General features: G+C 64.9%; 17 protein-coding genes. 6 read left to right on the top strand and 11 right to left on the bottom strand.

What is annotated here, in order from left to right; genetic code table 11:
- Positions 1–123 precede the first annotated feature (123 nt).
- The 7 genes from AACY13_RS11170 to AACY13_RS11140 form a co-directional block, all read right to left on the bottom strand.
- On the bottom strand, positions 124–954 hold the full coding sequence (locus AACY13_RS11170) for a p-hydroxycinnamoyl CoA hydratase/lyase (RefSeq protein ID WP_339461497.1): 831 nt from the start codon (positions 952–954) through the stop codon (positions 124–126).
- Positions 955–1,462: 508 nt separating this feature from the next.
- A complete protein-coding gene (pcaC, locus tag AACY13_RS11165) occupies positions 1,463–1,858 on the bottom strand; it encodes a 4-carboxymuconolactone decarboxylase (protein WP_339461495.1) in 396 nt (131 codons plus the stop codon).
- A 130-nt stretch (positions 1,859–1,988) separates the two neighbouring features.
- Complete coding sequence (locus AACY13_RS11160) at positions 1,989–3,341, bottom strand: 3-carboxy-cis,cis-muconate cycloisomerase (protein ID WP_445262568.1); 1,353 nt, start codon at positions 3,339–3,341, stop codon at positions 1,989–1,991.
- A gap of 46 nt (positions 3,342–3,387) precedes the next feature.
- Complete coding sequence (pcaG, locus tag AACY13_RS11155) at positions 3,388–3,996, bottom strand: protocatechuate 3,4-dioxygenase subunit alpha (protein ID WP_339461493.1); 609 nt, start codon at positions 3,994–3,996, stop codon at positions 3,388–3,390.
- A 182-nt stretch (positions 3,997–4,178) separates the two neighbouring features.
- Positions 4,179–4,898 carry a protocatechuate 3,4-dioxygenase subunit beta gene (gene pcaH / locus AACY13_RS11150; RefSeq protein WP_339461491.1) on the bottom strand — a complete coding sequence of 240 codons (720 nt, stop codon included), beginning with the start codon at positions 4,896–4,898 and terminating at the stop codon, positions 4,179–4,181.
- A gap of 250 nt (positions 4,899–5,148) precedes the next feature.
- Positions 5,149–6,081: a pca operon transcription factor PcaQ gene (gene pcaQ, locus AACY13_RS11145; protein ID WP_339461489.1), complete on the bottom strand. Its 933-nt coding sequence runs from the start codon at positions 6,079–6,081 to the stop codon at positions 5,149–5,151.
- 13 nt (positions 6,082–6,094) lie between these two features.
- Entirely contained in the window at positions 6,095–6,964 is an 870-nt protein-coding gene (locus tag AACY13_RS11140; RefSeq protein ID WP_339461487.1) for a helix-turn-helix domain-containing protein, read from the bottom strand.
- 119 nt (positions 6,965–7,083) lie between these two features.
- On the opposite strand from AACY13_RS11140, the gene pobA reads away from it, so the two are divergent.
- From pobA to AACY13_RS11120, 4 genes are all read left to right on the top strand, one after another.
- Complete coding sequence (gene pobA, locus AACY13_RS11135) at positions 7,084–8,268, top strand: 4-hydroxybenzoate 3-monooxygenase (protein ID WP_339461486.1); 1,185 nt, start codon at positions 7,084–7,086, stop codon at positions 8,266–8,268.
- Between the two features lie 224 nt (positions 8,269–8,492).
- A complete protein-coding gene (locus AACY13_RS11130) occupies positions 8,493–9,356 on the top strand; it encodes an MBL fold metallo-hydrolase (RefSeq protein WP_339461484.1) in 864 nt (287 codons plus the stop codon).
- A 9-nt stretch (positions 9,357–9,365) separates the two neighbouring features.
- A complete protein-coding gene (locus tag AACY13_RS11125; protein ID WP_339461482.1) occupies positions 9,366–11,108 on the top strand; it encodes a TIGR01244 family sulfur transferase in 1,743 nt (580 codons plus the stop codon).
- Positions 11,105–12,886: a SulP family inorganic anion transporter gene (locus AACY13_RS11120; protein ID WP_339461480.1), complete on the top strand. Its 1,782-nt coding sequence runs from the start codon at positions 11,105–11,107 to the stop codon at positions 12,884–12,886. The genes AACY13_RS11125 and AACY13_RS11120 overlap by 4 nt, the downstream gene beginning before the upstream one ends.
- A 185-nt stretch (positions 12,887–13,071) precedes the next feature.
- Here AACY13_RS11120 and AACY13_RS11115 read toward each other — a convergent pair whose 3' ends face one another.
- Both AACY13_RS11115 and AACY13_RS11110 read right to left on the bottom strand, forming a co-directional pair.
- Complete coding sequence (locus tag AACY13_RS11115; RefSeq protein ID WP_339461479.1) at positions 13,072–13,341, bottom strand: metal-sensing transcriptional repressor; 270 nt, start codon at positions 13,339–13,341, stop codon at positions 13,072–13,074.
- Complete coding sequence (locus tag AACY13_RS11110) at positions 13,334–13,891, bottom strand: Tll0287-like domain-containing protein (RefSeq protein WP_445262567.1); 558 nt, start codon at positions 13,889–13,891, stop codon at positions 13,334–13,336. The genes AACY13_RS11115 and AACY13_RS11110 overlap by 8 nt, the downstream gene beginning before the upstream one ends.
- 210 nt (positions 13,892–14,101) lie before the next feature.
- Between AACY13_RS11110 and AACY13_RS11105 the strand changes: the two genes are divergently transcribed.
- Positions 14,102–15,376 carry a methyl-accepting chemotaxis protein gene (locus AACY13_RS11105; RefSeq protein WP_445262566.1) on the top strand — a complete coding sequence of 425 codons (1,275 nt, stop codon included), beginning with the start codon at positions 14,102–14,104 and terminating at the stop codon, positions 15,374–15,376.
- Between the two features lie 5 nt (positions 15,377–15,381).
- Positions 15,382–16,230 carry a nitrate- and nitrite sensing domain-containing protein gene (locus tag AACY13_RS11100; RefSeq protein WP_339461475.1) on the top strand — a complete coding sequence of 283 codons (849 nt, stop codon included), beginning with the start codon at positions 15,382–15,384 and terminating at the stop codon, positions 16,228–16,230.
- Positions 16,231–16,253: 23 nt separating this feature from the next.
- Here the strand turns inward: AACY13_RS11100 and AACY13_RS11095 are convergent, their stop codons facing one another.
- Together AACY13_RS11095 and AACY13_RS11090 are read right to left on the bottom strand one after the other, a co-directional pair.
- Positions 16,254–16,778, bottom strand: coding sequence for a DUF934 domain-containing protein (locus AACY13_RS11095; protein WP_339461474.1), 525 nt, complete (start codon positions 16,776–16,778; stop codon positions 16,254–16,256).
- Entirely contained in the window at positions 16,775–18,445 is a 1,671-nt protein-coding gene (locus tag AACY13_RS11090) for a nitrite/sulfite reductase (RefSeq protein ID WP_339461472.1), read from the bottom strand. The genes AACY13_RS11095 and AACY13_RS11090 overlap by 4 nt, the downstream gene beginning before the upstream one ends.
- Between the last annotated feature and the right edge of the window lie 48 nt (positions 18,446–18,493).

The following is an 18,493-nucleotide window of genomic DNA, read 5'->3' as shown; positions in this document are numbered from 1 at the left end:
TCCAGGCGTTCGCGGCAAGGCGCGCGATGCAAAAGATGGGGGAGTTTAGTCAGCTAAATGACCCCGTCTTTTGTGTAGCGCAACGTCAGCAGCGGGCGCCTGGAGCCGGTCGCAGTAGGCGCATTAGCGCTTGTAGGCCTGCAAACCCGGCTTGATGCTCTTCTCATCGAGAAACTGCTTCATGCCCTGCTCGCGGCCGCCTTCGGTGTCGAGCAGGCGCGACTGGTCGAGCTTGGCGTAGAGGTAGTCCTCGTTCTGCTCCCAGGTCAGTTCGCGGCAACGCTTGAAGCCGATCTTCGCCGCACGCATGACCACCGGGTTTTTCTCCAGCAGGTTGCGCGCCAGTTCGATGGTGGTTTCACGCAGCTGGGCCAGCGGCACGCTCTCGTTGACCAGGCCCATCTGCGCGGCTTTCTGCCCGTCAAAGGTCTTGCCGGTCATGATGTAGTACAGCGACTGACGGTGACCGACGGTATCGGCCATGGCCTTGCTCACCAGGTTGCCCGGCGGGATGCCCCAGTTGATCTCCGACAGGCCGAAGGTCGCCTCGTCGGCGCAGATCGCCAGATCGCAGGCCACCAGCGGGCTGAAACCACCACCGAAGCACCAGCCGTTGACCATGGCGATGGTCGGCTTGGTGTACATGCGCAGCAGCTTCCACTGCCATTGCGAGGCCTCGCGACGGATCTTCTCCTGGAGAATTTCCGGGCCGGCGTCGATTTCGCGGAAGTATTCCTTGAGGTCCATGCCCGCGGTCCAGGCTTCGCCGGCGCCGGTCAGCACCAGCACGCCGACGTCTGCATCCTGCTCCAGGGTCTCCAGCACCTCGACCATTTCGCGGTTCAGGGTCGGGCTCATGGCATTGCGTTTTTCCGGGCGGTTGAGGATGACCCAACCGATGCCTTCTTCGATCTCGACCTTGACGGTTTTCCAACGGTTTTCGTAGCTGCTCATCTCTCACCTCTTGTCTTGGCTGTTAGCGCCTGGAGACAAAATTACTCCGCAAATATAGTTATGTCAATTAACTATATTTTCGAATTCATCCACATACGAAATGATCAACATCGCTACAAGCCCAGCTTACAGCCTATAAACCCAAGGTAGATGGTAAGCGTGCGCGAAACGCTAAAAATTACATTAACAAACATAACCTTATTTTCTGACCGCAGGCTGGGGCGGAAAGACGCCTTGCGCTCGTAGGAGCCAGCTTGCTGGCGATCCAAGGTTCCAGCGATCCGTTGCCAGCAGTGCTTGCGGGTGCTGCGAACCCTGCTGGAGCGGTGGGGGTGCCTAACCCATGCCCGCGATGTTTTTCTATTGAGCCACGATTCGCGGGCAAGCCCGCTCCTACAAGGACTGAGCATGCCGACAACAGCCAACTCAGACAGAGCCAAAAGAAAAACCGCCGAAACAACCCTGAGGCTGCCGGCGGTTCGAGGGGGAAGCTATTCGACAGTGGCTATCAGTCCTGCAGAGACTCCACACCCAGCTCGTCCCAGACCTCTTCGGCCAGGTGGAAGCTGGCGTTGGCCGCCGGGATGCCGCAGTAGATGGCGCTGTGCATCAGCACCTCCTTGATTTCGTCGCGGGTCACGCCGTTGTTCTTTGCCGCGCGCAGGTGCAGCCTGAGTTCGCCTTCGCGGTTCATGCCGATCAGCATGGCGATGGTGATCAGGCTGCGGGTGTGCCGCGGCAGGCCCGGGCGAGTCCAGATATCGCCCCAGGCGTGGCGGGTGATCATGTCCTGGAACTCTTCGTTGAACGGCGTGATGTGCTGCAGGCTGCGCTCGACATGGGCATCGCCCAGTACCGCGCGGCGCACCTGCATGCCGGCTTGATAACGTTGTTTCTCGTCCATTTCCAGCTCCGGGTAAGAGGTGGTGCGCGTGGCGCACCCTACGGACGAATCGCCGCCCGAGTAGGGTGCGCTGCGCGCACCAGAGTAATCGCGGTTAACAGGCTATCCACTCCTGGCGGACAGGTGACCTTTAACTATTCAAAGCACGGTGCTCGGCCACGGCGCGGGCCACCCAGCGCTGCGCCTGGCCCAGGTAATGGCCGGGGTCGAGCAGGCGATCCAGTTCGGCGGCGCTCAGCTGCGCGCAGACCTCGGCCTGCTCGCCCAGCACCTCGCGCAGATGCCGCTGTTCGGCGATGGCCTGGCGGCAGCACTGCTCGATCAGATGATGGGCCGTGTCGCGGCCGATGCGCTGGGCCAGGGCGATGCTCACCGCCTCGGCCAGCAGCAGGCCGCGGGTCATGTCGAGGTTGCTGCGCATTCGCGTGGCATCCACCTCCAGGTCGGGCACCGCGAGCAGCGCCTGCTGCAGCGCCCCGGAAACCAGGCCGCACAGCTCCGGCAGGGTCTGCCACTCGGCATGCCACAGGCCCAGGCTGCGCTCATGCTCCTGGGGCATGGCGGCGAACAGGGTGGAGACCAGCCCCGGCGCGCGGGTGGCGGCGGCGATCAGCACCGCCGCGCCGACCGGGTTGCGCTTGTGCGGCATGGTCGAGGAACCGCCCTTGCCCGCTGCTGCGGGTTCGAAGACTTCCGCCACATTGGTCTGCATCAGCAGGCTCAGGTCACGGCCGAGCTTGCCCAGGCTGCCGGCGATCAGGCCGAGCAGGCTGGCGAATTCAACTAAACGGTCGCGCTGGGTGTGCCAGGGCTGATCGGGCAAGGCCAGTTGCAGCTCCTCGGCCAGCGCCTCGGACACCGCCCAACCCTGTTCGCCCAGCGCCGCCAGGGTGCCGGCCGCGCCGCCGAACTGCAGCACCAGCAGGCGCGGCTTGAGTTCGGCCAGGCGCTGGCGATGCCGCGTGATGGCCCCCAGGCTGCCGGCCAGCTTCATGCCCAGGGTCACCGGGGTGGCGTGCTGCAGCCAAGTGCGCCCGGCCAGCACGCTGTCGACATGACGCTCGGCCTGCAGCGCCAGGGCCTCGGCCAGCTGCGCCAGGTCGGCGTCGAGCAGCGCGCAGGCCTGGCGCAGCTGCAGCACCAGGCCGGTGTCCATCGCATCCTGGCTGGTAGCGCCGAGATGGACATAGCGCTCGGCCTCTGGGTCAGCCGCCGCGATCTGCCGACCCAGCGCCTTGACCAGCGGAATCGCCGAGTTGCCGGCCAGGGCGATGGCCTCGGCCAATTCGGCAAAGTCATAGCGCTCGGCGCGACAGGCCGCCTCGATCGGGCCCACCGCACTCTGCGGAATCAGGCCGACCCTGGCTTCGGCACGGGCCAGGGCCGCCTCGAAATCGAGCATGCCCTGCACCCGCCCGCTGTCGGAAAACACCACCCCCATGGCGGCGCTGATGAAGTAACGGTCGAACAGTTGATTGCTCAAGAGCGCTTTTTCCTCACTGATACCTGCCTAGGTTTTCAACGGCCCGCTAGAAATCGAAGAACACCGTCTCGCCTTCGCCCTGAATGCGGATATCGAAACGATAGGCGGTTTTACCCTCCAGCTCGCAACGTTTGGCGATCAGGGTTTCGCGGCGCTGCGGCTGTTCGATCAGGTTAAGCACCGGATCCTGGGCGTTGGCCTCGGCCTCGTCATCGAAATACAGACGGGTCTGCAGGTGGATATTGATCCCCCGGGCAAACAGGCTGACATTGACGTGCGGTGCCATGGGCACCCCGGCGGCGTTGTTCACCACCCCCGGCTTGATCGTCTGCACGCTCCACTCGCTACCGGCATCGAAGGTGGTGGCGGTGCGGGCGAAGCCGTTGAAGGGCTTTTCCAGGTCGAAGGCGCTGTCATAGCAGCCCTCATGGTCGGCCTGCCACAACTCCAGAAAGGAGTCGCGCACTAGGTGGCCGTTGCCGTCGTAGACCTGGCCGATCAGGGTGATGTGCTCGCCCGGCGCGCCAGGCTTGGCCATCTGGTTGCAGATTTCCTGGTCGCGGCTCGGGTTGCCGGCGGCGGCCAGGGCCAGGCCGATATGCACATAGGGGCCGGCAGTCTGCGAAGGGGTTTCCGGCAGCAGTTCGATAGGCATAACAATTCTCCTTGGAACCTGTTCACGATCACGCGAGCTAGAGCCAGACAAAGCGCTACGTTAGTAACAGCCTCCGGCTGGTCAAGTTGGCCGAGGGTGCGGAGTTTACGAGCTGTAAATGAGCAGCCCGAGGCCAGCTTTAACGCGGTATGGCCGACGCGCAGCAGGTCGTGGACAGGTTCTCAGCGATTTTCGAAGTGGGTCTGGCGCTCACCGCGCAGCACGATGTCGAAGCGATAGGCCAGGCAATCCATGGGATTGGCCGCGCTCATGTCGAGCCTGGCAATCAGGCTCTGTACCGCATCCGGGTTGGCAATCGATTTGACGATCGGGCACATGGGGATCAGCGGGTCGCCTTCGAAATACAACTGGGTGATCAGGCGGGTGGCAATCGACGGGCCACTGATGGAGACGTGGATATGCGCTGGCCGCCAGTCGTTCGGGCCGTTGCGCCAGGGGTACGGGCCGGGCTTGACGGTGCGGAAGCTGTAGCGCCCCTCGCAATCGGTCAGGACGCGGCCGACGCCGCCGAAGTTGGGGTCGAGGGGGGCCAGATAGCGGTCGTTCTTATGGCGGTAGCGGCCACCGGCGTTGGCCTGCCACATTTCCACCAGGGTGTGCGGGATCGGCTTGCCGTACTGATCCATGACCCGGCCGCCGACCAGGATGCGCTCGCCCACCGGCAAGCCGCCGTTGTTGAAGTTGAGCAGCAGATCGTTGTCGTACTGGCCCATTTTCAGGTGGGAAAAATCCGGCCCGCTGGTTTCCGAGATCGACTGCGGGATGCTCACCAGCGCCTGGCGTGGCGAACGGGCAATGGAGGTCTTGTAGTCGGGGGTGAAGGCCTTGGGGTGCCAGTTGCGGTCGCGAATGGCGAAGCGGCTGTGCTGCGCGCCGGACATATCGATCTCCTCTTGTTGAAATGAGCAGGTGCAGAGCCTGTTCAAAGGATCGCGAGCTAGAGCCAGGCAAGGCGAAATCGGATGAAGAAGCGCAGTTTACGAGCTGTAAATGAGCATTCTGAGTACGATTTCAACGCAGCATGGCCGACGCGCAGCAGCCTTTGAACAGGCTCTCAGGCTTGGCACCCAGTCTCAACCAGCGTCATACGGCTGAAAATTGAAAAGATCGCCGCCATCCATAACCAATTGATTATGGATCGAGTCCGTCGCGGTAGTCCGCCGCCGCCTCACGCAAGGCCTCGCAGCACCACTGCGCCGCCAGCGACAACGCCGCCGTAGGGTTGCTGCAAATGCCCACCGAGCCGCCGGGTTCGCGCAGGCCGATATCCAGTTCCAGCAGCTCGCCGCGCGCCAGGTCCTGACGCACGGCATCCTGCGGCGCGACCCACACCGCATCGCTGGACTGCACGTAACGCCGGCTGAGGGCCACCGAGAGGGTTTCCAGGCGCTGCTGCGGCATGACGATGCCGCACTGCACGTAGAGACTGTCGGCATAGCGGCGAATGGTGGTGCCGACCAGCGGCAGCACCACCGGATACTCGCCCAGGCGCGAACGGTCACGCAGATCGGCCTGCAGCAGGGCGTGACCGGGACGCACCACCAGAATCATCGACTCGCTGTACAGGTGCTCGAAGGTCAGCCCGTCGATCTGCGGACTGTCGGTCATGCGTCCGACCACCAGGTCCAGCGCACCGACCCGCAACTGGTCGAGCAGGTGGGCGCTGGGCCCGGTGACCACACTGATCACCAGGGCCGCGTGCTGCTCGTGCAGCCGCCGCACCACCTCGGGCAGTAGCGAACTTTCCACCGTCGACAGCACGCCCAGGCGCACCACCCCGGCCTCATGTTCGCCGCTGCGCAGGCTGCGCACGCCTTCGCGCAGAGCCTGCACACTGGGCCCGGCGTAGCGTAGAAAGGCCAGCCCGGCCGCAGTCGGCACGACACCCCGCTTGCTGCGGTCGAACAGGCTGGTAGCGAGCACCTCCTCCAGTTCCTTGAGGGTCTTCGACACCGCCGGCTGGCTGATCGCCAACACCTCGGCGGCACGCGCCAGGCTGCCCTGGCGCGCCACTTCGAGAAAGCACAGCAGGTGGCGAAACTTGATGCGGTTGTCGATATTCATGGGGCTCTCTGCTTCAACGCTGCAGGCGGAAGGCTTTGGGCGACAGCCCGCTGCCGCGCTTGAAGAAACGGGAAAAATACGCCGGCTCGGAAAAACCCAGGCTGTCCGACACCTGATTGATGGTCATGGCGGTGTACACCAGGCAACGCTTGGCTTCCAGCAGCAGACGCTGATTGATCAGCTGCAGCGCCGACTGCCCGGCCAGGCGTCGGCACAGGGCATTCAGGTGCGCGGCGCTGATGCCCAGTTCGAGGGCGTAGCGTTCGATCGGCCGGTGCTCGCGAAAGTGACTTTCCAGCAGGCGGGTAAAGCGCTGCAAATGTTCGCGTCCACGCTCCTGGCCCTGCGCCTCGGCATAGGCCAGGGCCTGCGAGCGACGACCGAGCCACACCAGCAAGGCGCTGATCAGCGACTGCAGCATCAGTTCGCGCCCCGGTTGCTGGGTGCTGTATTCCTCGGCGATGGAATCGAACAAGGTGTCCAGATAGCGTTTCTGCTCGCCCACCGAGTAGCAGGCGGCAAGCGCCAGCGGCGGGCTGTCGAGCACCGTACCGAGCTGTTCCACCAGCGGCAGGGCCAGGCTCAGCACATGGCCCTGAACATCCTGGGAAAAACGAAAACCGTGCACGCTGAGCGCCGGCACCACCTGCAGCGAAGGCTGCTGCACGCAGGTGACCACGCCCTCCACTTCCAGCTCGGCGCTGCCGCCCTGCACGTACAGCAACTGCACCAGATCGCCATGCCGATGGGGCTTGATCTCCCAGTCGTGCAGGCGGCTGCGCTCGGGAATCGACTCGCAATGAATCAGGTCCGGCGTCGGCCAGGCCGTCGTCTCGCCGTACAGTTTGAACACCGGCACCGCCGTGTTGGGAGACTTATTCATCACGCAGCAATACTCGAAAAATCCAGAAAGATAATCGGATAGTGCCTTCAAAGCCCGACGCCATCCACCAAAAATACAGGAGAGCCATCAAAACCCTGCGCCACCCAAGGACAATAACAATGAAGACCCAAGTCGCCATTATCGGGGCCGGCCCGTCCGGCCTGCTGCTCGGCCAGCTGTTGCTCAAGGCCGGTATCGACAACATCATCATCGAACGCCAGAGCCCCGATTATGTGCTCGGGCGCATCCGCGCCGGGGTGCTCGAACAGGGCATGGTCGACCTGCTGCGCGAGGCCGGCGTGAGCCAGCGCATGGACCAAGAAGGGCTGGTGCATGACGGCTTCGAGCTGGCCTTCGACGGCCGCCGCGAACGCATCGACCTGCACGCACTGACCGGCGGCAAGACGGTGATGATCTACGGCCAGACCGAAGTCACCCGCGACCTGATGGAAGCGCGTAAGGCCTGCGGCGGCGTCACCCTGTACAACGTGACGGATGCCCAGCTGCACGAACTCAAGGGCGAGCAGCCCCACGTCAGCTTCAGCCATAACGGCGAAAGCCTGCGCCTGGATTGCGACCTGATCGCCGGCTGCGACGGTTTCCACGGCGTCTCGCGCCAGTCGATCCCGGCAGGCGTGCTCAAGGAATTCGAGCGGGTCTACCCGTTCGGCTGGCTCGGCGTGCTGGCCGACACCCCGCCGGTCAACGAGGAACTGATCTACGCCAGCCACGAGCGCGGCTTCGCCCTGTGCAGCATGCGTTCGCCGACCCGCACCCGTTATTACGTGCAGGTGGGCAGCGAGGAGCGGGTCGAGGACTGGTCCGACGAGCGCTTCTGGATTGAGCTAAAAAGCCGCCTGCCGGCCGAGACCGCCGCACGCCTGATCACCGGCCCGTCGATTGAGAAAAGCATCGCGCCGCTGCGCAGCTATGTGGTCGAACCCATGCAGTATGGCCAGCTGTTCCTGGTCGGCGACGCCGCGCATATAGTCCCGCCCACCGGTGCCAAGGGCCTCAATCTGGCGGCCAGCGACGTCAACACCCTGTACCGCATCCTGCTCAAGGTCTATCGCGAAGGCCGCAGTGACCTACTGGAACGCTACTCGGCGGTGTGCCTGAAGCGCATCTGGAAGGCCGAACGCTTCTCCTGGTGGATGACCTCGATGCTGCACAGATTCCCCGGCACCGACGCCTTCAGCCAGCGCATGCAGCAGACCGAACTGGACTACTTCGTCGGCTCCGAGGCGGGGCGCAAGAGCATTGCCGAGAACTACGTCGGGCTGCCCTACGAAGCCATCGAGTAAAGGGGTTGCGGCCCCGGCGACGGGTTGCCGCCCCCATCAAATACGCCATGGCCAGTCTCGAACCAGCCAACAAAGGCCTTATTTTCAACTACTTGGAAAAGCATATGGCGACCCGGCACAATGCCGGCCAGGCATATTCCTTTTTAATCTATGCATAGAACCGAAAAATAGTTACGCTCTTCCTTAAATAAATACCCCAAGGGGTATAGGAGAGGAGCACAGTCATGCAACCCAAGGTCGAAGCATTCTTTGATCCCGCCACCTACACCTACAGCTATGTGGTCACCGACCCCGGCAGCAAACACTGCGCCATCATCGACTCGGTGCTGGACTACGACCCCGCCTCCGGGCGCACCTCGCACAACAGCGCCGATCGCCTGATCCAGTACGTGAAAGACCACCAGCTGCAGGTGGACTGGCTGCTGGAAACCCATGTGCACGCCGATCACCTGTCGGCAGCGCCCTACCTCAAACGCGAGCTGGGCGGCCGCTTGGCGATCGGCGAGCACATCCGCATCGTGCAGGACACCTTCGGCAAGCTGTTCAACGCCGGCACCGAGTTCGCCACCGATGGCCGCCAGTTTGATCGGCTGTTCAAGGATGGCGACAGCTTCCAGATCGGTGCCATCGAAGCCCAGGCCATCCACACCCCCGGCCATACCCCGGCGTGCATGACCTACCTGATCGGCGACGCCGCCTTCGTCGGCGACACCCTGTTTATGCCCGACTACGGCACGGCGCGCTGCGACTTCCCCGGCGGCGATGCCCATACGCTGTTCCGCTCGATCCGCAAGCTGTTCGAGCTCCCGGATGCGACACGTATGTTTATGTGCCATGACTACAAGGCACCGGGCCGCGATGACTTTCGCAACCAGACCACGGTCGCCGAGGAGCGGGCACACAATGTGCACGTGCATGAGGGCATCGACGAGGCGGACTTCGTCGCCATGCGCAGCGCCCGCGACGCCACCCTGGGCATGCCGACCCTGATCCTGCCGTCGGTGCAGGTGAATATGCGCGCCGGGCAACTGCCGCCGGCCGAGGACAACGGCACCCGCTACCTGAAAATCCCCCTGGACCTGCTCTGAGGTGACGCCATGCAATCGCTGAAACGCCTGACGCCCTTCCTCGCCGTGGCCGCGCAATTGCAACCGGCGGACATGGGCACCCTGGCCGCCGCCGGCTTTCGCAGCGTGATCAACAACCGGCCGGATGGCGAGGGCGAAGGCCAACCCACTGCGGCCGAGATGCAGGCGGCGGCGCAAGCCAGCGGTCTCGAGTACCACTACCTGCCCGTGGTTTCAGGCCAGATCGGCGAGGGTGATGTGGCTGCGTTCGCCGAGCTGCTCGCCCAGGTACGCGGTCCGGTATTGGCGTTCTGCCGCACCGGCACCCGCTCCACTAGCCTCTGGGCGCTGAGCGAGGCCCATCACCTGGACCCGCTGACCCTTCTCGCCACCGCAAAGGCCAACGGCTATGACCTTAGTGGCCTGGCCCAGCGTCTGGAGCAACGCTGGCAGAAAGCCCCGGTATCGATGCCCCAGGCCGCCACCACACCGACCCAACGCTACGACGTGCTGGTGGTCGGTGGCGGTGCCGCCGGCTGTGCGGTAACCGCCAGCCTGTTGCGCCGCGATCCGCACCTGCGCATCGCCGTGGTCGAGCCGCGCGAACAGCACTACTACCAACCGGGCTGGACCCTGGTCGGCGCCGGCATCTTCGACCGCGCCCGCACCGAACGGCCGATGGCGCACTGCATCCCCCGTGGCGCGCAATGGATTCGCGCCGCGGTGGCCGGTTTCGAAGCCGAGCAACAGCGCGTGGTGCTCGAAGACGGTACCCGGGTGGGTTATCGCGCCCTGATCGTCTGCCCCGGCCTGAGCCTGCACTGGGATGCGGTCGAAGGGCTCAGGGAAACCCTGGGCAAGAACGGCGTCACCTCCAACTACCAGTTCGAGCTGGCCCCCTATACCTGGCAACTGGTGCAGAACCTGCGCCAGGGCCGCGCGCTGTTCACCCAGCCGCCGATGCCGATCAAATGCGCCGGTGCGCCGCAGAAGGCCATGTACCTGTCCTGCGACTGGTGGCGCGAAGAAGGCGTGCTGAAAGACATCGACGTGGAATTCTGCTCGGCCGGGGCGGTGCTGTTCGGCGTGCCGACCTTCGTCCCGCCGCTGATGAAGTATGTCGAACGCTATGGCGTACAACTCGACTTCAACACCACCCTGAGCGCGGTCGACGGCCCGGCCCACAAGGCCTGGTTCAAGCAGGTCGATGCCGCGGGCAATAGCCAGACCATCGAAAAATCCTTCGACTTTCTGCATGCCGTACCCGCCCAGCGCGCGCCGGAGTTTATCCGCCAGAGCCCGTTGGCCAATGCCGACGGCTGGGTCGAAGCCGACCACGAAACCCTGCGCCACCCGCGCTTCGGCAATATCTTCAGCCTCGGCGACGTCTGCGCCGCGCCCAACGCCAAGACCGCCGCCGCCGTGCGCAAGCAGGCCCCGGTGGTCGCGGAGAACGTTATTGCGGTGCTTGCCGGCAAGGGGCCGCGAGCCCTGTACGACGGCTATGGCTCCTGCCCCCTGACGGTGGAGCGCGGCAAGGTGGTGCTGGCCGAGTTCGGCTACGGCGGCAAGCTGCTGCCGACCTTCCCCCTCGACCCCGCCATGCCGCGCCGCCTGGCCTGGGAGCTGAAGGTGAAGGCGATGCCCAGCATCTACTTCGACCTGATGCTGCGTGGCCATGAGTGGCTGGCGGGGCCCAAGCGCCTACCCCATGAGCCGTTGCCGGTAGACGCACCGGCCGCCTGCGACTTCGGCAAGGAACCGGGCAAATGAAACTGAGCCGCTGGCTGCCGTGCCTGGACTGGGGGCGACGCTACGACCGCGCGAGCGCTACCCAGGATGGTCTGGCGGCGCTGATCGTGACCCTGATGCTGATACCGCAGAGCCTGGCCTACGCCATGCTCGCCGGCCTGCCGCCGGTCACCGGTCTGTATGCGAGCATCTTGCCGCTGCTGGCCTATGCCCTGTTCGGCTCCAGCCGTACCCTGGCGGTCGGCCCGGTGGCGGTGGTATCGCTGATGACCGCGGCCGCCCTGGCACCGCTATTCCCCGCCGGCAGCGCCGAATATATCGGCGCTGCCATGTTGCTGGCCCTGTTGTCGGGCCTGCTGCTCGCCGCCATGGCGCTGTTGCGCCTGGGCTTTCTCGCCAACTTTCTCAGCCACCCGGTGGTGTCCGGTTTTATCAGCGCCTCGGGGATTTTGATCGCAGTCGGTCAGCTCAAGCACCTGCTGGGGGTATCAGCCTCCGGTGAGAGCCTGCGGCAGATCCTGCCACAGCTCTGGCAGAGCCTGCCGATGATGCATTGGCAGACCCTGCTGATCGGCCTGCTTAGCCTGGCCTGGCTGTGGTGGGCGCGTGGCCGCCTCAAGCCGTTGCTGCAGCGCCTGGGGCTGTCCGCGCCCATGGCCGGCAACCTGGCCAAGGCCGGCCCGGTGCTGGCCATAGTGGTCGCCATCGTCGCGGTGTCGCTGCTGCAGCTGGATCAGGCCGGGGTCAAAGTGGTCGGAGCCATTCCCCAGGGGCTGCCGGGCCTGACCCTGCCCACCCTGGACCTTGGTCTGGCCCTGCAACTGCTGCCGGCGGCACTGCTGATCAGCCTGGTGGGCTTCGTCGAATCGATCTCCGTAGGCCAGACCCTGGCCGCCAAACGCCGCCAGCGCATCGAACCCGACAACGAACTGCTCGGCCTCGGCGCGGCCAACCTCAGCTCGGCATTCAGCGGTGGCTTCCCGGTTACAGGCGGCTTCGCCCGTTCGGTGGTCAACCATGATGCCGGCGCGCAGACGCCCATGGCCGGGGTGTTCACCGCCGCCGGTATCGCGCTGAGCGTGATGCTGCTGACCCCCTTGCTGCACAACCTGCCCCAGGCGGTGCTGGCCGCCACCATCATCGTCGCGGTGCTCAGCCTGGTCGATCTCGGTTCCTTACGCCGCACCTGGCGCTACTCGCGGCAGGACGGCGCGGCGCAGCTGGCAACCATCCTCGGCGTGCTGCTGATCGGCGTGGAGGCCGGCATCCTGCTTGGTGTCGGCCTGTCGCTGCTGCTGTTTCTCTGGCGCACCAGCCAGCCGCATATGGCCGTGGTCGGCCAGGTGCCGGGCAGCGAGCATTTCCGCAATGTCGAGCGCTTCGCCGTGATCGAGTCGCCCAGCGTGCTGTCACTGCGGGTCGACGAGAGCCTGTACTTCCCCAATGCGCGCTACCTGGAAGACCGCATCGGCGAGCTGATCGCCAACCGGCCATTGGTCCGCCATCTGGTGTTGATGTGTTCGGGGGTCAACCTGATCGACGCCAGCGCCCTGGACTCGCTGGAGGCCATAGTCGAGCGCCTGCGCACCGCCGGCGTGCAGTTGCACCTGTCCGAGGTCAAGGGCCCGGTGATGGACCAGCTGCGCCGCTCAAGCTTTCTCGACGACTTTGGCGGGCAGGTGTTTATCAGCCAGTTCCAGGCCCTGCAAACCCTGGCCCCGCAAGCCGCCCAGCAACCCCTGGAGCACGACCGTCAGCGCGCCGATGCTCAGCCTCACAGCGAAGGGAAAATCTTATAAAAGGCCATGTCCCTGAACATTGTTGCGCTGGGACATCGGTGCCCAGGTGCACCCTACGGAGTCAGCCTCTAGATTTAGGTGCCGGGTGCCTGAACGCAGCAGAGTACGGGGATAGCGCTTTTTAAACGGCCTGCTAGTGCCTGCCGCCGTTTCGTCATGATCGAACGGCAGCAGGCCCCTGGCAATCAGCTGTACTTGGTAAAGATGGCCCGCACCTGGGCGAGCTTTTCCTGATTGCTCTGCTCCGGGCTGAGGATTGCTTCCTCGGCCAGGCAGATGAGCATTTCCTGATAGGCCTTATCCAGCGCCTTGCGCGCGGCGCTGAACTGCTGGGCAATGGCCTCGCATTGATCGCCGCGCTTGATCATGGCCTGGATGCCGCGCACCTGGCCCTCGACACGGGCCAGACGCTTGAGTAGGGAATCTCGGTGTTTCAGCTGTTCTGATTCAATCATTTCCAACTTCTACAGTACGGCGCAATGTGAAGGCACCGCGCAGCTCGCCCAGGGCAAAGCCGCGGGCCTCGTCTTGCGGGTAGCCTACATCAATCACCGCAGCCAGCGCCGGCTCTATGTGTTTGCCGTGACAGGCCAGGCAAGGCTCACCGGTGGCAATGGCCTTCATCATGCGGAATTCGCCATCGACCGTTTCCGCTTGTACCAGATCGGCAAGCGCTTCGCCCGCCTCTGCGCGCTCGGCAAACAGCTCCAGCACACGCCGCTCCCAGGCATCGGGGGCGTTCGCCGGGTTGCGCACTTTCAATGCGGTGCGCCCGACAGTCCATGGGCTTTTGCTGTGCTCGGCAGCAATCTGCGGGGCCGACAACCGACAGGCCTCCACGGCCTTGGCGGGCCCACCGGCCTGCATCGCCGCTTTGACGGTGCCCAATAGCTGCTGCTGAAAGGCCGGAATCAGCGCGGCACCCTCGGCAGTCAGGGCCTGATAACTGTCGGCATAAGCCGCCATGTTCAGCGAAGCCAAAAGCACTGCTGCAGTGAAGCGCATACATCCTCCCATTGCCCATTGAAGTATACCCACGGGGGTATACTGCCACAGTTGCCTAAGGCTGGCGCAAGGATAAAAGCGCGCGGCCGATCCATAGCTCGGGGGGGAGGGTCAGCAGCACCAGCGCCGAAAGAGCCGGTAATCGGCCAGCCGGCGCAACGCCACTCGCGGCCCTCTGCATTGCCGTAGCACCAGCACCCACCGGCCTGCATGGCATCACTCTTGCCTATCACTCTGCATCGACTCATCAGATCGACAGGATTCGTTCCTGCAAGGCAATGGCGCCTGAACCCGCTGCGGAAAGCGCGCAGGGCTTCAGGCGTTTTTTTTGGTGACTGGAGTACCGCACCCATGAAGTGGCTAACCTACCCCGGGCTTCTGCTCCTGCGCGAACTGGGCATGAGCGGCATGATCCGCCTGCAATTGCTGGTGGCGCTGGCCGGCTTCGTGTCGATGGGCCTGCTGCCCCAGCTGCCCAGCGCTCCGCTCTGGGCCCTGCTGGCCTATCTGGCCATTGCTTCGCTGTGGTCGCTGGCGCAGGAGCTCGAGCGCCTCCAGCAGTATTGCGCAAGCGCCACGCCGCAAGGCGCGCAGCAACCCTTCGGCGGCGCGCAATGGCTGTTGCTGCAGCCTATCGGCCGCAGCCTGCAACAGTGGCTGCATCAGGCCCAGCGCCAGCAGCAGCTGTTGCAGCAGCGTCTGGATGAAATCTCCCACTCCTCCCACGAGCTCGAGCAGAGCGCCGCCCTGGTGACCCGCAATGCCGAGGGGCAGAGCGAGTCGGCCACCGTCGCCGCCGCGGCGGTCGAGCAGCTGAATGTCAGCATTGTCCAGGTGGCGGTGCTGGCAGATGAGTCGCGGCAGACCAGCGTACTGGCCAGCGGGCAGCTGGCCGACAGCATCGAGCAGCTCACCAGTTTGGTGCAGCAGGTGTCCGAGATGGCGCAGCAGGCCATAGCCACCAACGAGCTGATCCTGCAATTGCACAACAACTCGCACACCATCAATGAGATGTCCGGCACCATCCGCGGCATCGCCACGCAGACCAACCTGCTCGCCCTGAATGCCGCCATCGAGGCCGCGCGCGCCGGGGAAAGCGGCCGCGGCTTCGCCGTGGTGGCCGACGAGGTGCGCCGCCTGGCCCTGCACAGCCAGGAGTCGGCGGCCGAAATCAGCCGCAATATCGAATCCGTCCAGCAGCATATCCACAGCGCCACGGTGCAGGTCTCCAGTCTCGCCGAGCTGGCCCACCGCAGCGCAGACAGCTCGGCCAGGGTGCGCGAGCTGCTCGCTCAGGTGCAGCAGCGCACCCGCCACCTCACCGAGCAGGTCGAACAGGTGGCGGTCAGCACCGAGCAGCAAGGCAAGGCCGTGGCGGAAATCGCCGAGCTGGCCGACCGCGTGCGCCAGGGCAATGCCGACAACCTGCAGGCGGCCGATCAGGCGCGCACCATCGCCCACCATCTGGCTCATCTGACGGGGTAAGCAACATGCCTGAACTCACCACGTTACTGGCCAGCGTCGCCACCCTGCTGCTGCTCGGCCTGCTGTGCTACGCCCTGCATCGGCGCATGCGCCTGCAGAAACTGCAGCACAGGCAGTTGAACATCCGCCAGCTAAGCCTGCTGCGCGCCCTGATTGCCGGCCTGCAGCGCCACCGCGGCCTGAGCAATGGCGTGCTCTGCGGCGACCAGAGCCTGAGCCAGGACCTGGCCACCACCCGCCAGGAACTGGACCGCCATATCGGCACCGCCCAGGCCCTCACCAGCACCCATAAAGATGCCTGGAGCGGCCTGATCGATCACTGGTCGCGGATGCGCGACGGCCGCAGCAGCGACCCGGCCAACAACCTGGCGCAGCACCACCTGATCATCCGCAACAGCATCTTCCTGATGGAGGATGTGGCCAGCGAAATCGACCTGAGCAACGGCCGCGCCGAGCTGAGTTACCTGCCGTGCATCTGGCGCGATGTGCTGCAGGCGGCGGAATGGGCCGGCCAGGCCCGCGCCCTCGGCACCGGCATCGCCGCGGCGGGGCAAAGCAGTGCCGAACAGCGGGTGCGCCTGCGCTTTCTCCAGCAGAAGATCCAACTGCAGGCCGGCAGCGCCTTCGACACCCTGCAGCAGCACGCGGTCCGGCACCCGCAGGCCAATGCCTTCCACCTACGCCGCTGCGAACAGGTGGTGGAAGACTTCGTGAACTGCATCGAACAGGAACTGCTCGGCCGGGAACAGCCGGCGATAGCCGCCAAGGCCTACTTCCAGCGCGCCACCCAGGCCATCGACGAGCTGCTGGCCCTGGTCGATGGAGCGCTGCAGCAGTTGCAGAGCGGGCGTTAGATAACGGCCAGACCTACCCGCCGCTAATCTCCAGCGCCGCCACGGCGGCGGAACAGCGGCCGCGGCTCGATGGCCGAGCGGCCGTAGAGCACGCTCATACCGGCCAGGCCCTTGAGCGCGTCTTCGGCGGATTTGTCCTCGCGCACGGCGTAGGCATCGAAGCCGCACTGGCGCATATGGCTGAGCTGGTCGCGCAATACATCGCCGAGCGCGCGCAATTCGCCGGTCCAGCCCAGCCGGGTACGCAGCAGGTAGGCCTGGCTGTAACCGCGGCCATCGCGGAAGCTGGGGAACTCGATGGCGATCAGCGGCAGCACCGGCAGGTAGGCGGCAATGCTTTCGACCTCGTCGTCCGGGGCCAGGCACAGGCCGTCCAGGCTGAAGCGCCGGCCCGCGAGCGTCGCCTGATCCTGGCGCGCCAGCCAGGCCGCCAGCGGCAGGATCAACGGGCCGGCGGGCCGCGCCTGGTCCGGCTCGCGCAGCCACTGCCAGGGATCATCCGCCACCACCCGGGCCTGGCCGGCGCTCAAGCGAATCAGGTTATTCATGCCGGCACCTGGGTCTTGCGATAGACCTGTTCCTTGAAGGGTTCGAGGCCGATGCGCTGCACGGTATCGACAAAGCGTTCGTCGACCTCGCGGTAGTCGCTGAAGGTCTTGACCAGGCCTTCGATCACCTCGGGAATCTGCGCCGCGCTGAACGAAGGCCCAATCACCTTGCCCAGAGCGCTGGCCTTGCCCTGGGCCCCGCCGATGGTCACCTGATACCACTCGCTGCCATTCTTATCCACGCCGAGGATGCCGATATTGCCAATATGGTGATGGCCGCAGGCGTTGATGCAACCGGAGATATTCAGGCTCACTTCGCCGAGCCTGTGCAGGGCGTCCTGGTCGGCGAAACGCTGCTGGATCGACTGGGCGATGGGGATCGACTTGGCATTGGCCAGGGCGCAGTAATCGCCGCCTGGGCAGACGATCATGTCGGTCAGCAGGCCGATATTGGCGGTACCCAGGCCATGGCCCAGGGCGCGCTGGTAGAGGCCATGCAGGTCAGCCTTGGGCACATCCGGCAGCACCACATTCTGTTCGTGGGCGATGCGGATCTCGCCGAAGCCGTAGTCCTCGGCCAGGTCGGCGATGGCGTGCATCTGCGCCGAGGTCACATCCCCGGGCGGCGAATCGGTGGCCGGCTTGGTCGACAGCACCACCGAGGCGTAGCCCGCCACCCGGTGCGGGCGCACATTGCGCGAGACCCAGCGGGCGAAGCCCGGGTCGCGGGCCAGGGCGCTGCCGTAGGCCAGGTCGGCGTCATCCAGGCTGGCGTAGGGCGGCGCGACGAAGGCCGCCGCCACCCGCCGATACTCGGCCGCGGTCAGCTCCGCCGGGCCGCCCTTGATCTGTTGCCACTCGGCCTCGACTTCCCGGGCGAAGGCCTCGATGCCCAGGGCCTTGACCAGGATCTTGATCCGCGCCTTGTACTTGTTGTCGCGCCTGCCGTGGCGGTTGTAGACCCGCAGCACAGCTTCGACGTAGGACAGCAGGTGCTGCCAGGGCAGGCCCTCGCGGATCTGCTGGCTGAGGATCGGGGTGCGCCCCAGGCCACCGCCGACCATCACCCGTAGCAGCAACTCGCCAGCCGCGTCGCGGTACAGGTACAGACCGATGTCGTGCATCATCACCGCCGCACGGTCTTCCTGCGCCGCGCACAGGGCGATCTTGAACTTGCGCGGCAGGTAGAGGAATTCCGGGTTGACCGTCGACCACTGACGGAGGATCTCCGCCAATGGTCGCGGGTCGAGCAACTCGTCGGCGGCGACCCCGGCAAAGGCCTCGGTGGTGATATTGCGTACGCAGTTGCCGGAGGTCTGGATCGCATGCATCTCAACCTCGGCCAGGCGCTCGAGAATGTCGCCGACCTGCTCCAGCGCGATCCAGTTGAACTGGATATTCTGCCGGGTCGTGAAGTGCCCGTAGTCGCGGTCGTAATCTCTGGCGATGCCCGCCAGGGTGCGCAGTTGCCGCGCGGACAGGGTGCCGTAGGGGATCGCCACACGCAGCATATAGGCATGCTTTTGCAGGTACAGACCGTTCTGCAGACGCAGCGGCAGAAACTCTTCCTCGCTCAGCTCACCACTGAGTCGCCGCTCGATCTGATCGCGAAACTGCGCCACGCGCTCGCGCACCAGGGCGCGGTCGTATTCATCGTATTGGTACATCGGCGGCCTCAGCTGTTATCGACGGCCACACTATGCGCGTGGCCCCGA

The sequence above is a fragment of the Pseudomonas sp. EA_105y_Pfl2_R69 genome (assembly GCF_963970915.1).
Taxonomy (GTDB): Bacteria; Pseudomonadota; Gammaproteobacteria; order Pseudomonadales; family Pseudomonadaceae; genus Aquipseudomonas.
Note: the sequence above shows the minus strand (reverse complement) of the source record. Positions and strands in the feature narration are given on the sequence as shown.